Source organism: Galbibacter sp. PAP.153, assembly GCF_037029175.1.
GTDB lineage: Bacteria > Bacteroidota > Bacteroidia > Flavobacteriales > Flavobacteriaceae > Galbibacter > Galbibacter pacificus.
Genome location: NZ_JAZEUN010000004.1, coordinates 163,382 through 180,047, shown reverse-complemented (window position 1 = coordinate 180,047; position 16,666 = coordinate 163,382). Strand labels below are relative to the sequence as shown.

Sequence of the window (16,666 nt, the reverse complement as noted above, 5' to 3'; positions counted from 1 at the left end):
CGCTATTTTATTTTTCTAAAATCAAACCATAATAGCATCGGAATGCCATCATCTCCACTTTTTATCCTAATGTTTGTAGGTTGGCTATGTGGGCCCTGCTGAGATACAGGTTTAAAAGACTTCATGGCAGGAATTTCATATAAAAAAGAAATATCGCCCGGTGGAAAATCCGGATATGCATCGGCTCCCTTAAAGGCGTATTTTGGTTCGCCGGGGGTAAACAGTCTTAAAAATACATTTTCAGATTCACTAAATACCTTAAATGTATTTTTTCCCGCTTCAATCTTTGCGGCAATTAAGTTTGCATGGTACCCTTTAAATTCCGGATACATTAAATTTTCAAAACTTTCGCCCGTAATGGTATTGTTATAATCTTTTTGCCACAAACCGAAATTGGCGCCCCTAATTCGGTTTTTCCAAACCCTGTATGGCCCCTTTCCAAACCATTCCATGCCTTTTACACCTTCTTCGGGATACCAAAATGTAATGCCGAATTTATCGATATCACCTTCATAAAAAGCACCATCAAAACCACTGTTTCTGCCTGCGTTTTTGAGTGCCAGCATTTCCATTTTCAACCTTCCATCGGGAAATAGTATCCACTTTATATGGTCTATCCCCCCGTTATATTTTATCATACAAACTACATTGTCGCCTTCTTTTTTAACTGTAGTTTGCTTAACTTCTGCTTTCATCCCAATGGGATAAGGCCCTTTATTGAAAGGAATTAATTCTTTTCCTCGATGAATGGTTTTAATAATGCCGTCTTGTTTTCCTATTTCCACACGAATATTATTCGCCTTTAACACTATGCTATTGGGCAATTCTTCCATATCGGCTTTTTCCCCACTTTCTTCTTTCATCAATTTTTGTGCATAATAAACAGGTTGATGGATGGGCCATGTCCAAGTATTCAAGAGCCTCCCATATGGATCATGGGCTTTTACTTCTATCCAATCGCCTTCGTTAAAATTTGAAGGCACCTCCATGTTTACCATCCTTTTTTCACCTGGTTGAATGCTGGGCAACGAAATCTCCCCAGAGGCAATAGAAACAGCTGTTTTAGTTGCATAAAAAGCATCGTTTGGCATGGAAAACACATTATACGAAAGTGTACAAGTATTGAGATTGGTATATATGTATCCGTTTGATACATAAAATTGCCCTCTAAATGAAGGAGTTATGCGCAAGGGTTCAAATTGTATGGGGCACCAAACATCTTTTACGGTATAGAAACTTCCTTCTTTTTCCCTATGTGGCCCTAAAATTCCATCGGCGGCCAAAGAACCCTTGGAGTCGTATTTTCTTTCCCCTTCCCAATCTGTACGCATTACAGCTTCATCTATAAATGCCCACATAAAGCCACCTGCAAAAAGCGGACTTTCTTTAAAACGATTCCAAAAATCCTCCAACCCGGCACCAAGGCCATTATCATATGTCCCATGCATAAATTCCGTAGGAAAAAACACATTTTCTCCATTTACAAAACGGTGAACGCCGGTTAAATACGTTGGATAATGATGTGTATCCCAACCATTGTAATCGGCCCATGGATGAATTACAATACGGTTTTGCGGATCGAATTGCTCAAAAACCGAGTCGAGTTCATCTTTCCAGCCTCCTTCGTTTCCCTGATCCCAAATAATAACAGATGGATGATTTACATCGCGAACAACCATTTCTTCGATAAGCTTTGCCCCGGTTTCCAAATCATATGGATTTTGCCATCCGGCAAGTTCATCAAATACAAATAGTCCCAAAGAGTCGCACACATCCAAAAAATGATCGTCCGGCGGATAATGGCCCCGAACCGCGTTCATGTTCATGTCCTTTATTAGATTAACATCCAGGATACTTATCTCCTTATTGGTACTGCGCCCGGATTCCGGCCAAATGGTATGCCGGTTAATGCCTTTCATAAGTATCTTTTTCCCGTTGACGTATATGCCATCCTTTTTTCTAAAATCGATAGTCCGAAAGCCAAAACGTTCATTTACTTCATGCAAAACCTCATTCCCTTGTTTTAGTTGAAGTTTTAAATTGTATACATTGGGGGTCTCGGGCGACCAAAGTTGAATATTTTCCCATTGAAATTTTAACCGGGCATCGTTTGTAGCTATATTTATTTTTTGTGATGGAAATACTGCACTAACTTCATGTATGGGATTGATCGATGCTTCTATATATGCATTTTCGGGAATTTTACTACCATTGAAGCTAACCATCATAGCCCCGTTCATTTTTGCATCTATGGCAATATGCTCGATATGAGACGTTGGTTTTATCTCCAGCCAAACAGGCCTGTAAATCCCTCCAAAGAGCCACCAATCTGCTTTTCGTTCGGCATTATTTACCGATGTGTTTTCTGAATGTTTTTTTACATGAACTTCCAATAGATTGTTTTCATTCATTTTTATCAGATCCGAAATATCATAACTAAACTCATAAAACCCACCTTGATGGATTGCCCCTGCTAATTTCCCATTAATTTTCACTTCGGTATCGGTCATGGCTCCCCCAAAAAAAATCTTCACCTGCTGGTTTTTATACCGGGGAGGCACTTTAAATTGGTATTTGTAGAAACCTTCTTCCTTGCTGGGTTCATCTTGGTTCAACTCTTTATACCATCTTCCATAGGTATAGGTTCCAAACCCTTCCAATTCCCACTGAGAGGGCACATTTATGGTGGTCCATTTGTTGCTGTTCGCTCCATCGGTACACATAAAATCCCACTTTACGGGATGTTTAAAATCTTTTCCCGAAAGGTAAATTTTTTCCGTTTGCTGTCCCAGCATGCTATTTATGGGACCTATGCAAACAACTGCAATCAGTATTGCAAAAAAGTTTTTGTACATCTTTCTTTTTTTAGTTTCCATCTGGTTTGGTTGCTTCAAATCGCGGACTTATGGGCAAAGTCCAATTTTTTACATAATTTGGGTTTTCCGGAGAATATTCTTGCGTTTTTATCAAGTACTTTTCAAGTCCAACAGCAGTTTCCTTTATCCCTTTTACAACGCATAAGGCTATCTCGTTTGCGCCAAAATCATTAAAATGTGTATTGTCTTCCAATTTTTTTTCCTGCCCTGGAAACGTATGTGCGGGATATTGCACGAAAGCATTCCTGGATTCTTCATCGCCCCATGCTTCATAGAGCCTTGTTGTCATTTTGGTTAAATCTATGAGCGGCACATGAAGTTCCAGCGCTACTTTTCTCATGGCATCGGGATAATCGCCATGTGTTTCGTTTAGTGTGCCATCACCTTTAAAAGAACGCCGTTGCGTTGGGGTAACCAAAATAGGATTTGCCCCTTTTTTGCGCGCACTTATTACATATTCTTTAAGCAAATCGGTATACGATTGCCATGGCCCGTCATTTTCTCCTTTTCTTTTTTCATCATTATGCCCAAATTCAATCATTACATAATCGCCTTTTTTAATGAGCGATAAAATTTTATCCCACCTTTTTCTTCCCTTGAACGAAGCCAACGAAGCTCCTGACGAAGCATAATTGGCTACCACAACCCCGTCGTTAAAATATTGAGTGATAAACTGCCCCCAAGAGGCCCACGGCGATAAATCCTGGTCGGTCACGGTAGAATCGCCGGCTAGGAAAAGAGCGTTAACAGTATCCTGTTTTGTAATTGTAAGTTGTTGTATTGCTGTTCCCTTGGCAAATTCAAAAGTGAGTTTTTTGTCCCAGTTCAAGGCCGCTTTTTCCCTATCTTTCAACTTGACCGTTTCCTCACTGTTTATCTGGGCGCTTTTAACTTCCACCGTAAAACTCCTATTTATGCTTTGCCCAGCCTTTACTTTTTCTTCTGAAATCATTACCCTTCTGGATTCTACTTTAACAGTATTACATGTTGTGGCATTATCGCTCCCTAGTTGGACCTCAACTTTATAATTTCCTTCTGGGATTGTTATTGAAAAATAAACGGATTCTTTTGCCAATATAGCGTTTTCCTCTACGCTTACCTTCTCGGCTGTTTCAAAATCAAATCCGTAACCGCCGTTCTGAAAAGGCCTTGCATTGGTTATTGAAATGGCATTTTTGGCATGTTTGTTACCGAAATGATATAGCAGGCTTTTACCGGTGCCGGGGTTTTGAGCAGATAAAGTATTAGAAAAAATAAAAATTATGAGTAGAAAACTTCTTTGTTTTATAAACATGGGTTGGTGTATTTCTGCCCAATATATTAAGGGTTGACATAACTACCATCCTGTACTATGATGACCACAAGCAATTAAAGAGAGTTTCTTTCAATATACTTGAATACATTTTTAACCTTTTCTTTCTTGTTTTTTAATACCATATAAGCGGCCGTTTCGCCCATTGCCTTAAAGTCGGTGCTAATTACGGTAATCCCCAATAATTCTTTTAACGGGGTTTCGTTATAAGAAATAATACCAATGTCCGAACCTAAAACAAGTCCCTTTTTACGGATTTGCCGAACCAAATTCACCAGGTCCATTTCTTCAATGGTAATATAAATATCCTTACTTTGAAGCTCCATATCGTCATAGATTTCATCTAAAATCTCGAAATCAAAATCATATTCAACACAAAATTGCCTAAAACCGTGCAAAATCCGTTTTGGATATGGATGGACTGATTTGGTGGGATATACCAGTAATATTTTGTCGTATTTTTTTAGGCGGTCCAACCCCTCTTTGAGCGCATTGTATATATCTTCCTTAAAATCCTGATAAATAGACCCGTATTTCCCTTCAATAAACGGCTTGGCGTTATCCATGATAATGAGTTTGTCCTTCGGGATTTGATTGATCGTATCCAATATGGCCTCGGTGTAACTCACATGACTTAAATCGTCCAGCTTAAAATGGGGCATGATTACATAATAATCGTAAGCTCCCATGTTCTTTTCCAGGGTTTTTACAAACAGCGACTCCTCGCAATGATAAATAAACAAGTTTACGTGGGCATTCACTCCAATGGCATTAACAAAAGAGTTGTATATCATCATCTTGTACGAGCTTGGCTTATTGATCATAAAAAATATACTCGCCTTGGATATAAGGTCGGTCTTGGCAGTGTAATAGCCTTTTCCCTTAACCGACACTATTATTTTTCTCTCCTTTAACTGTTTGTATGCCTTTTCTACGGTATCCCTTGATAAATAACAGGTTTCGCTCAACTCGTTAATTGATGGTATTTTCTGGCCTACCTGTAACCTGCCCTTACTTATATCATTAATAATAGAGTCAACAATCTGTTTATACTTTGGAACCCTGGATGTTTCATCAATAGTAATATTTATGGTAGGTTGGGTCATAACGGAACTCATAATTTATTATGGTTTTGGTAGTAACTTTACGGATTAACTGCGTAAAATTAAATAATTATTGCCAATATAATAATTTTTAACAAAAACTCTTTTTGTACTCTTACAGTACACCACAGGATAGAATGGTTTTTATTAAGAATTACATTTGGCATATAAAATTCAATTAGAAATTAAAAAATGGAGAAAACCTTTAAATACGTAAACTATCTTTGGGATGATAAAAAAGCCAGTGCTCTAAAAGGGAACGAAGTTGAACTTTTTTTGTACCGCTCCAATATATTAGGCGCCGACCTTAGAATTACCAATTACGGTGGAGGAAATACCAGTTGCAAGACCATTGAAAAAGACCCGCTTACCGATGAAGATGTGGAAGTAATGTGGATAAAAGGTTCCGGTGGCGATATTGGGACCCTTACGCGGGCCGGTATTGCCGGTTTATACACCAATCGGTTAAGAAGCTTGAAAAATGTATATAAAGGTTTGGAAGATGAAGATAGGATGGTCGGCCTTTTCGACCATTGTATATACGATCTCGATAGCAGGGCCCCGTCTATAGACACCCCTTTGCACGGATTATTGCCATTTAAGCATATTGACCATTTACACCCCGATGCCCTGATTGCCGTTGCAGCCGCAAAAGACAGTGAAAAGGTAACCAAAGAAATATGGGGGGGTTCCATGGGATGGGTACCTTGGCAACGACCGGGATTTGATCTGGGTTTACAACTAGAAAAATGCCTGAACGAAAACCCCGGAATTCGCGGCATTGTTTTGGGAAGCCACGGACTCTTTACATGGGGGGATACTTCCCATGAATGTTATATGAATAGTTTGGAGGTTATTGAAATGGCCTCGGAATATATCGAGAAAAAGGTAAAAGAAAATGGCAACGTCTTTGGCGGTGAAAAAGTAACAAGTCTACCATCAGAAAAAAGAAAAGAAAGAGCTGCCCTATTAATGCCCCTATTACGGGGGTTATGTTCTTCTGAAAAGCCAATGATCGGGCATTTTACCGATAGCAGTACCGTGCTGGAATATATAAACAGCAACGATCTGGAACGTTTGGCCCCAATGGGAACTTCGTGCCCGGATCATTTTTTACGCACTAAAATTCAACCGTTGGTTCTTGCCCTGGATAAAAATGAAGATGTAACAGCCCATCAAACGGTTTTAAAAAAATTAGCACCGGCTTTTGAACGGTACAGAAAAGAATATGAAGATTATTACAACAATTGTAAACACAATAACAGCCCTGCCATGCGGGATCCCAATCCGGTTATTATTATCTATCCGGGAGTTGGCATGTTCTCTTTTGCCAAAAACAAGCAAACGGCACGTGTGGCAAGCGAGTTTTATGTAAATGCCATTAATGTAATGCGCGGTGCCGAAGCCATTTCTCAATACACATCCTTGCCAAGACAAGAAGCTTTTGATATTGAATATTGGCTGCTCGAAGAAGCCAAATTGCAACGCATGCCTGCCGAACAGCCCCTTTCCAGAAAAGTGGCCATTGTAACCGGTGCAGGGGGCGGCATTGGTAAGTCGATAGCCGATAAGTTAGTTGCCGAAGGTGCCAATGTGGTATTGACCGATATTAATGAAACCTATTTAAAAGAGGCCGAAAAAACATATAAAAAAGATCAGGTGACAACCGTTGTTTGCGATGTAACCCAAGAGGATTCTATTGAAAAAGCCTTCGAGCATGCTGCACTTGCATTTGGGGGCATAGATATTATTGTTCATTCCGCAGGATTGGCCATCTCCAAATCTTTAGAAGATACTACCTTAAAAGATTGGGACCTGTTGCAAAATATTCTTGTAAAAGGACAATTCTTAATGGCCCAACAAGGGGTTGCCATCCTAAAAAAACAAGGCCTGGGAGGTGATATCGTAAACATTGCCAGTAAAAACGGACTGGTATCCGGGCCGAACAATGTAGGTTATGGAACCGCAAAAGCGGCCCAACAACATATGACCCGCCTTTTGGCCGCCGAGCTCGGGGCCAACAAAATAAGGGTCAATACCGTAAATCCCGACGGTGTTATTGTAGGAAGTAAAATTTGGGAAGGCGAATGGGCCGAAGGCCGTGCCAAAGCCTATGGAATTTCCGTAGACGAGCTTCCCGCCCACTATGCAAAAAGAAATTTATTGAACGAAATTATTTATCCGGAAGATATTGCCAATGGTGTATTTTCACTCGTGGCCATTCTGGATAAATCTACCGGAAACATAATAAATGTGGACGGTGGAATGGCAAATGCATTTGTTAGATAGATGCACAGTTGTTAGTTAGCTTAAGTAAATCTTCCATAGGTTTTACCAACCTATGGAGATTTATTTTTAAATTCACTCAGGTTTTAAAAAACCTGTAAACAATCTAAACATATGATTATTAACCCAGACCAACTAAACACCAATAAAAACGATATTTCCATTCATAAAAACCAATTCGATCATTTAGCTTCATCTCTTTCAAAACAAGGTATAGAAGTAGATCAAATTGTTGACAAATTAGCCAATTTTCAAGTTGCCATACCCAGTTGGGCATTAGGAGCCGGAGGAACCCGATTTGGGCGCTTTTCATATTATGGCGAACCGGCTTCATTAGAACAAAAACTGGAAGATATTGGGATAATCCATGCCCTTACAAAAAGTGCCGGAGCTGTTTCCCTGCATATTCCATGGGATATTCCTGAAGATTATAAAGCAATTAAGGAGCTGGCAAATAGTTTGGATATAAAATTCGATGCGGTAAACTCCAATACATTTCAAGACCAGCCCAATGCCAAAGAATCGTATAAATTTGGATCGCTCAGCAATACCAGCAAAACTGTAAGAGACCAGGCCATTGCCCATAACAGGGAAGTTATCGATATTGGCAAAGAACTAGGTTCTAAAAGTATTACCGTTTGGTTGGCAGACGGGAGTTCGTTTCCCGGGCAAAACAACTTTCAAACGGCGCTTTCGCACACGCAAAATAGCCTAAAGGAAATTTATGATGTCCTTCCCGATGACTGGAAATTGTTTATTGAATACAAACCTTACGAGCCTTACTTTTACAGTACGGTTATTCAAGATTGGGGCACTTCTTTCCTGCTGGCCAACGAATGTGGCGAAAAGGCCTATACTTTGGTAGATTTGGGGCATCATTTACCCAATACCAATATCGAACAAATAGTTGCTACCCTGATGTGGAAAGGCAAGTTGGGCGGTTTTCATTTTAACGACAGCAAGTATGGCGATGACGATATAACGGTAGGTTCCATAAAGCCATATGCACTTTTCCTTATTTTTAATGAATTGGTCTACGGAATGAACAACAACCCGCAAAACCCGGAGCTTTCCTGGATGATCGATGCCAGCCATAATTTAAAAGACCCATTGGAAGACCTCATCCAATCTTTGGAAGCCATTCAGGTTACCTATGCCAAAGCGTTATTGGTAGACCAACATCAACTTAAAGAAGCACAAAAAAATAATGATATTACCTTGTGCCAAGAAATACTTCAAAGTGCCTATTTAACAGATGTCCGACCGCTTGTAAAACAAGCCCGGCTGCAACAACATGGAGCCATCGACCCCCTAAAAACATACAGGTCGCTTTTGGTAAGGGAACAACTGGTAAAAGAACGTGGAAAGCATACGGTTGCCACCGGCCTATAACGATAGAAAGATGAAAAAGAAAGTTACCGCTGTATTCGATATCGGAAAGACCAATAAAAAGTTTTTCCTTTTTGATGAAGAGTTTCAGGAGGTGTATCGTGAATATGTACGCTTTGATCCGATTGAAGATGAAGACGGCCACCCGACCGAAAACCTGGAAAAACTTCAAAATTGGCTAAAAGACCTGTTCCACCAAATTTTAGAGGCGAAAGAATTTGATGTAAAGGCTATTAACTTTTCATCCTACGGGGCCAGCTTTGTCCATTTGGACGAAAACGGGGAGGCGCTCACCCCCCTTTACAATTATACCAAGCCCATCGAAAAATCGTTAATCGATTCATTTTATAAAAAATACGGCCCGGAAATAGGTTTTACAAGACAAACGGGTTCCTCCAGGGAAGGCATGCTCAATTCGGGCATGCAATTGTATTGGCTTAAACATACCAAACCCGAAATATTTAAAAAGATCAAGTATTCGCTACACCTGCCACAATACCTCAGCTATATTTTTACGGGAATTCCACTAAGCGAATACACCAGTATTGGCTGCCACACCGCCTTATGGGATTACTACAAAAAAGATTATCACCAGTGGGTTTATCAAGAGGATATCCATAAAATTTTACCGCCCATTGTTTCTACCGAGACCAGTATTAACATGAACTACAATGGAAAGCGCATTAAAATTGGCGTTGGCATTCACGATAGCTCCGCGGCTTTATTACCATATGTAAGAAGTTTGAGCGATCCGTTTATATTGGTTTCCACAGGTACTTGGAGTATTGCTTTAAATCCCTTTTCGTCATCTGAATTAACCACAAACGATGTTGCAAAAAATTGTATCAATTATATGCGGATTAACGGAAAACAGGTAAAAGCTTCGCGGTTATTCTTGGGCAACGAATATAAAATTCAGGTAAAAAAGTTGGCAGAAATGTACGGGGTTCCACAAGATTATCATAAAACAGTAAAATTCAACGAAGATGCTTATTATGAAATCACCAAAGAATTTGAACACCTCTTTAAATGGGAAAGCATTCCCAACGAAGTGCCGTTAGTTGCCACCGAGCTACCTTATGATACTTTTGAAGATGCCTATCACCATTTAATGATCGAACTGGTTAAACTACAGGTTAAAAGCATAGAAATGGTCAAAGGAGGCGACATTATTACAAAATTGTATATTGACGGCGGTTTTAGCGATAATGACATCTATATAAAATTATTATCGCATTATTTAAGGAATATGGAATTGAGCACAACAGATGCTTCCTTGGGGTCTGCCCTGGGGGCGGCCATTAGTATTTCGGACACGCAGCTTAATTCTAAATTCCTTAAAAAGAATTATTCGTTAAAAAAACATGTTCCGCTCATAATAAAATAACAAAACATTACATGGCATTAAGTTTCGATTATAAATATCCATCGGTTGACGATTTAAGGAAAAAAGCACAAAAAAGAATTCCAAGGTTTGCTTTTGAATACTTGGACGGCGGTTGCAATGAAGATGTAAACATACACCGGAATACCGCCGAACTCAGAGAAGTCCAGTTGGAGCCCCGTTACCTAAAAAACTACAAAGACCCGTCTATCAAAACCACACTTTTCGGGAAAGAATACGATGCGCCTTTTGGTGTTGCCCCGGTTGGCCTTCAAGGGCTTATGTGGCCAAATTCTCCTGAAATTTTAGCCAAAGCGGCTTTTCAACATAACATTCCCTTTATTTTAAGTACGGTAACAACCATGGATATTGAAAGGGCCAGCGAACTTACCGAAGGAAATGCCTGGTTTCAACTTTATAATCCTGTTGATGATTCCATCAGAAAAGATATTATAAAGCGTGCCGGTGATGCCGGTTGCCCCGTATTGGTATTATTATGCGATGTACCCACATTTGGGTATCGGCCAAGGGATTTTAGAAATGGTTTGGCACTTCCGCCAAAGATGAGCCTGCAAAATATTTTACAAATTCTCGGTAAGCCGATTTGGGCCATGGAAACACTTAAACATGGACAGCCCAATTTTGAAAATATCAAGCCCTATATGCCAAACGGTCTTAATTTAAAGCAATTGGGAAAATTCATGGATGAAACTTTTTCCGGCAGGCTCAATGAGGACCGTATCAAACCCATTCGCGACCAATGGAAGGGAAAATTGGTGTTAAAAGGAGTTGCCTCTGAAGAAGATACCCGGGAAGCCATCCGTTTAGGGTTTGATGGCATAATTGTCTCCAATCATGGCGGGAGGCAACTCGATGCAGGGGAATCTACCATAAAACCACTTACAACCATTGCAGAAAAATACGGCGACCAGATTGAAGTCATGATGGACAGCGGGCTACGTTCTGGCCCGGATGTAGCAAGGAGTTTGGCCAGTGGTGCCAAATTTACCTTTATGGGAAGGTCTTTTATGTATGGAGCCGCGGCTTTGGGCAATAAAGGGGGCGACCATACCATATCTATGTTAAAGGTTCAATTAAAGCAAGTAATGGATCAGCTTTGCTGCGAAAAAATTGCCGACTTACCCAAACACTTAATTTAACAACCAAAACTAAATTATGACACAATACACCATTGAAGAAGATATCGAGCAAATTGCAGGAGGCGAATATGAAAGGGAACGCGTTCCGGATTCTAAACTAAAAGGATGGAAAAGCTTTTTGGGAATGTATGCCGGGGAACACGCCGCCGGAACCGAATTTGTAATCGGACCTTTGTTTCTCACAACGGGCGTAAGTGCTTTTGATTTAATTGTCGGGCTTTTGCTCGGGAACTTAATGGCCGTATTGAGCTGGCGCTTTTTAACTGCTGAAATCGGGACAAAGTTTAGGTATACCCTTTATTTTCATTTAGAAAAAATATGTGGTAAAAAATTGGTGACTGTTTATAATTTGGCAAATGGGGTATTGTTCTGTTTTTTGGCCGGGGCCATGATAACCGTTTCGGCAACCGCCGTTGGAATTCCCTTTAATATGGAAATGCCCAAATTAACCGATACCCTGCCCAATGGCATTACATGGATAACCATTGTACTGGTTTTGGGGGCCGTTATTTCGATAATCGCTGCAAAAGGATACAATACGGTGGCCAAAGCGGCCAACTGGATGTCGCCCATAATTGTTTTGGCATTTATTGTTTGTGGCATCGTTGCCTTGTCTCAATTGGAAGTACACAGTTTTTCAGATTTTTGGAACCTTTGGGGGGAAGGCAGCGATCCGTTTCCGGGACAGATAAAATATACGTTCTGGCATGTGTTTTTATGGTCTTGGTTTGCCAATGCGGCCATGCACATTGGCATGTCCGACCTCTCTGTTTTCAGGTTTGCCAAAAACCCTTCTATCGGCTGGACAACCGCCGGCGGGATCTATATTGGACATTACATTGCCTGGATTGCAGCAGCTTTGTTATATGCCGTTTATTTAAAATCCCCGGAAGCCCAGGCTTTTTTGGCAAACGGACAAGCACCAACGGTAGCACCAGGCCCATTGGCCCACAATGCGATTGGCATTTTTGGTATACTCGCGGTTATTTTAGCAGGTTGGACAACGGCAAATCCAACAATTTACCGAGCCGGACTTGCCTTTCAAGCCATTATACCGAAAGCCTCTACTTTTTGGGTTACTATTTTAGCGGGTGCAATAGCTACCATTGCCGGACTTTTTCCTGCATTTGCCATGAAATTATTGGATTTTGTAGCACTTTACGGCTTTATCCTTGCTCCAATTGGCGCCATTATAGTTTTTGATTATTTCTTTGCCAAAAGAGCAGGAATTACCTCTTTTTATGCTGAAAAAACAAATATTAATTTCAATTATGCCGTATTATGGGCATGGCTAATCAGCTTTGGTATTTTTTATTTTATTTCGTTGAAGTTTAATGTTTTCTTATCCTTCGTTACATTGCCCACATGGATTTGCTGCGGATTTTTATACCTGGTTTTTAGCAGGTATTATCAGAAAAAACATACTTTTTAAAAACATAGTAAAACTGTCTTTCTAAAGGCAGTTTTTTTTATGCATGGATGTACAGGATGGAACCTTCGGGATTTTTTTTGAATATTATGGTTCGAAAATAACCAACCCTAATGATAAATTTATCCAAACTTTATATCATCTTTTTTTGCTTCTTTATTTCACTTGGTATAAATGCACAAAGTCATCAATATTGGCACGATAGCATCCGAAAGATACATTATGCGCCTAAAGGAAAAAGTTTCGAATTAAAAAATGGGCACCGAAAATTCAACAGGGCTTTGTATGGTACCCATACGGGGTTTAGGGTCGAAACCGGCGACTTACCGGAATTTGCCATGTACATGCCCGGAATGGGCGGTAATTTTAAACTGGGCATTTCTTCTTTAGGCAAAGAAACCAGTAAATGGTTAACGGAATGTGATAGCATTAAAACGACTTATACCCCCGGAATTATGTCTTATCAGATTACCGACCCTTTATTAAAACAGGGGAAAATTCACCTTCAAGTCGTTGCCTTGCCCGAAAGCGAGGGTTTTATGCTTCGGCTTACTTCGGAAAACATTCCCGAAACGGTAGATATAATTTGGGTATATGGCGGTGCCAGTGGTAAAAAATTTCACCGGGACGGAGATATTGGCGCGGACCCGGAATCGGTTTTTTATCTACAACCGGAATATTGTGCTAACAATGAGTATTCCATTAAAGGAAATTCGTTTACGGTAAAATACGGTTCAAGAAACAATAAATCCATAACGGGGCAATTTCCAGCCTCAGAGGTCAAAATTGCATCTGCTTCACATCAAGATAGTCCGTTAAGTATTTTCCAATCTGAAGAAAATTCCTTTCCGGTCATAACAGGTAAAATCAAATCGCCAAAAAAATCTGTTTTTTGGAAATTTGAAAATACGGCTACCATGTCAAAAGCAGCGTCGCCAGCAGCCAGTTTTGAAAAAGGGATTAAAAAAGCACAAAAAACAGCCGCTATTTTAACGGTAGCAACTCCAGATCCATATATAAATCCCCTTGGGGGCGCATTGGCTACCGCCGGGGATGCTATTTGGGAAAGCCCAGCATTTTTACACGGTTCCATAGCGTGGCGTATGCACTTAAATGCCTGGCGAGGAGCTTATGTGGCCGATCCATTGGGCTGGCATGACCGGGCTGAACTTCATTTTACAAGTTATGCCAATTCGCAGGTAACCGATCCCCCTTCGGGGCCAGTTGTCCCGGATACCGCTCGAAACTTTGCGCGCCAAAAAGAAAAAATCGGGACGGCCATGTTCAGCCGGGGGTATATAAGCAGGCACCCAAACAACAATACGGTTGCGCACCATTATGATATGAATTCGGTTTTTTTTAATCAGGTGCTCCGCCATTATCTCTGGACTGGCAATGAAGAATTTATTAAAAATATATGGCCAGCTATAGAGCGGCACCTGGCTTGGGAAAAAAGAAATTTTGATACCGACAACAATTATTTATACGATGCCTATGCCTGTATTTGGGCAAGTGATGCGCTACAATACAGTGGCGGGTCTGTAAGCTATGCTTCGGCTTATAATTACAGTGCCAATAAACTGGCTGCCGCTATTGCCCAAAAAAATAATTTGACAATTCCAGACCATTTAAATTACCAGCAAGAAGCACACCGCATAAAAAAGGCTTTAAATACAGCGCTCTGGATTTCAAATAAAGGAATTTACGCAGAATACAAAGATTTATTAGGCAAGCAATTAACACATAATAAGCCCGGAATTTGGAGCATTTACCATACCATTGACGAAGGCGTTCCCGATAATTTTAAGGCTTACCAGATGCTCCGTTATATCGACACCGAAATCCCTCATATTCCCATAAGAGCAAAAGGTTTGCCCCAAAATGACTTACAACTTATCGCTACCACCAATTGGCAGCCCTATACCTGGTCGGTCAACAATGTTGCTCTTGCGGAAGTTTTACATACCTCTTTGGCATATTGGCAAGGGCAACGCCCCGAAAAAGCATTCAAACTATGGCAAAGCGGAATTATAGAAAGCATGTATCTGGGGGCTTCGCCCGGAGGTTTCCAACAACTATCTTTTTATGATGCCATGCGCGGTGAACTCTATAGGGACTTTGCCGACCCGATAGGGATGGCCGCCCGAAGTCTGGTCGAAGGCCTTTATGGAATTAAACCAAATGCAATTTCGGACACCTTGACCCTTCAGCCCGGCTTTCCTGAAAGCTGGGACAAAGCAAGTATTAAAATTCCTGACATACATTACTCGTATGCTTCAAAAGGCGATAAGAGTATTTTTCATATCAAACCCCTTTTTCCAAAAAAAATGACGTTGAAACTGATTGTCAATGCTGAAAAAGATGCCATTGGACAAATTAAAATCAACAATAAAAAAATAACCACATGGTATGTTGATGAAACTGCAATCGTTTCACCAAAAGTTATAATTACCGATACCTACAAGACCGATTATAACATAGAAATTATCTGGAAGGGCAGCGACATCGAAAAACTTACATTTCCGGAAAATTATACCAAGAACAGTGCCTTTAAAATAGCCAACAAGGCTGTAAAATTCCTAAAATCATACGACCCGCAATCGGTTCTGAAAGCCCATCAAATTAGCAAGCACGGTTTTTTGGCAGAGTTTAATAATGATTTAGGGCATAAAACCTTTTTCATTCAATTACAACAAGGGGACTTTACCTGGTGGCAGCCCATTGATGTAAAATTGCTCCCCGAAATAGAATTGGCACAAACCTCATCAACTAAAAAAGGGACCACCCTTACTTTAAAAAACAATAGCGATAAAGCTTTCGACATTACTTATTCTGTTAACCATTATAAAAGAAAGATTTCCATTACTAATGATTTGAATATTAACATTGCCGAAAGTGCCTTAGTTCCAGGAACCAATATATTACAGATTAATGCACAGGGAAATCATTCTATGTATGTCCAAAATTTTCAAAATTGGAACATACAAGCCCCTGATAGGAGTAAATTTGAAACTATTGACCTACAGGACCGTTTTAATGGTAAAGTAACCCATATTTTCAAGCAGGCATATGTATCGCCCCGTCCAACTTCGCCAACACTTCAGCTTCCAACACAAGGTATCGGGAATTGGTGTTACCCATTTATAGCTCCGGAAATTAACGATTCGGGCTTAAAACAAGTGGCCCAAAGAAACAACGGAAACCTATTTTATAACAACATTCCCTTTAAAATAGCCCCGGAAAACACCAATGATATTGTTTTCACCTCTCAATGGGACAATTTCCCGGAAAGCGTTCAACTAAAACTATCCGGTAAGGCAAAACACCTATATTTATTAATGGCGGGAACTACCAACCCCATGCAAAGCCATTTCCAGAACGGAGAAATTATAGTTCACTACCAAGATGGTTCACAAACAAATTTATCCCTGAGAAATCCAGAAAATTGGTGGCCTATTGAACAGGATTATTATACAGATGGATATGCCTTTACTACCAATGCCCCAAAGCCACCAAGAGTGCATTTAAAAACAGGAAAAGTTTTCCTCGATTTTAAAGATTATACAACTATAAAAGGATTTACAGACTATGCCATAGATGGTGGTTCGGCAACTATTTTGGACCTTCCCTTAAATCCTGAAAAAAAATTAAAAAACATAGAATTAAAAACGACCGCCAACGACGTTATAATCGGTATTATGAGTATTACGCTTTTAAAATAATTATC

9 protein-coding genes are annotated in these 16,666 nt (G+C 40.2%); 6 read left to right on the top strand and 3 right to left on the bottom strand.

Going from position 1 to position 16,666, the window contains the following annotated elements; translation table 11 throughout:
• Positions 1–2: 2 nt before the first annotated feature.
• From UXI14_RS03440 to UXI14_RS03430, 3 genes are all read right to left on the bottom strand, one after another.
• Positions 3–2,876, bottom strand: a complete 2,874-nt coding sequence (locus UXI14_RS03440) for a glycoside hydrolase family 2 TIM barrel-domain containing protein (protein ID WP_335964853.1) — start codon at positions 2,874–2,876, stop codon at positions 3–5.
• Entirely contained in the window at positions 2,866–4,170 is a 1,305-nt protein-coding gene (locus UXI14_RS03435) for a rhamnogalacturonan acetylesterase (protein ID WP_335964852.1), read from the bottom strand. The genes UXI14_RS03440 and UXI14_RS03435 overlap by 11 nt, the downstream gene beginning before the upstream one ends.
• A 74-nt stretch (positions 4,171–4,244) precedes the next feature.
• Positions 4,245–5,306 carry a GntR family transcriptional regulator gene (locus UXI14_RS03430; protein WP_335964851.1) on the bottom strand — a complete coding sequence of 354 codons (1,062 nt, stop codon included), beginning with the start codon at positions 5,304–5,306 and terminating at the stop codon, positions 4,245–4,247.
• A gap of 177 nt (positions 5,307–5,483) precedes the next feature.
• On the opposite strand from UXI14_RS03430, the gene UXI14_RS03425 reads away from it, so the two are divergent.
• The 6 genes from UXI14_RS03425 to UXI14_RS03400 all read left to right on the top strand — a co-directional run bounded on the left by UXI14_RS03425 (position 5,484) and on the right by UXI14_RS03400 (position 16,661).
• A complete protein-coding gene (locus UXI14_RS03425) occupies positions 5,484–7,580 on the top strand; it encodes a bifunctional aldolase/short-chain dehydrogenase (RefSeq protein ID WP_335964850.1) in 2,097 nt (698 codons plus the stop codon).
• Between the two features lie 111 nt (positions 7,581–7,691).
• Positions 7,692–8,969: a sugar isomerase gene (locus UXI14_RS03420; protein ID WP_335964849.1), complete on the top strand. Its 1,278-nt coding sequence runs from the start codon at positions 7,692–7,694 to the stop codon at positions 8,967–8,969.
• Positions 8,970–8,979: 10 nt separating this feature from the next.
• Positions 8,980–10,353, top strand: coding sequence for an FGGY family carbohydrate kinase (locus tag UXI14_RS03415; protein ID WP_335964848.1), 1,374 nt, complete (start codon positions 8,980–8,982; stop codon positions 10,351–10,353).
• A gap of 11 nt (positions 10,354–10,364) precedes the next feature.
• Positions 10,365–11,510, top strand: a complete 1,146-nt coding sequence (locus tag UXI14_RS03410) for an alpha-hydroxy acid oxidase (RefSeq protein ID WP_335964847.1) — start codon at positions 10,365–10,367, stop codon at positions 11,508–11,510.
• Positions 11,511–11,526: 16 nt separating this feature from the next.
• On the top strand, positions 11,527–12,942 hold the full coding sequence (locus UXI14_RS03405; protein ID WP_335964846.1) for a hypothetical protein: 1,416 nt from the start codon (positions 11,527–11,529) through the stop codon (positions 12,940–12,942).
• A gap of 110 nt (positions 12,943–13,052) precedes the next feature.
• A complete protein-coding gene (locus UXI14_RS03400; RefSeq protein ID WP_335964844.1) occupies positions 13,053–16,661 on the top strand; it encodes a DUF4450 domain-containing protein in 3,609 nt (1,202 codons plus the stop codon).
• Positions 16,662–16,666 lie beyond the last annotated feature (5 nt).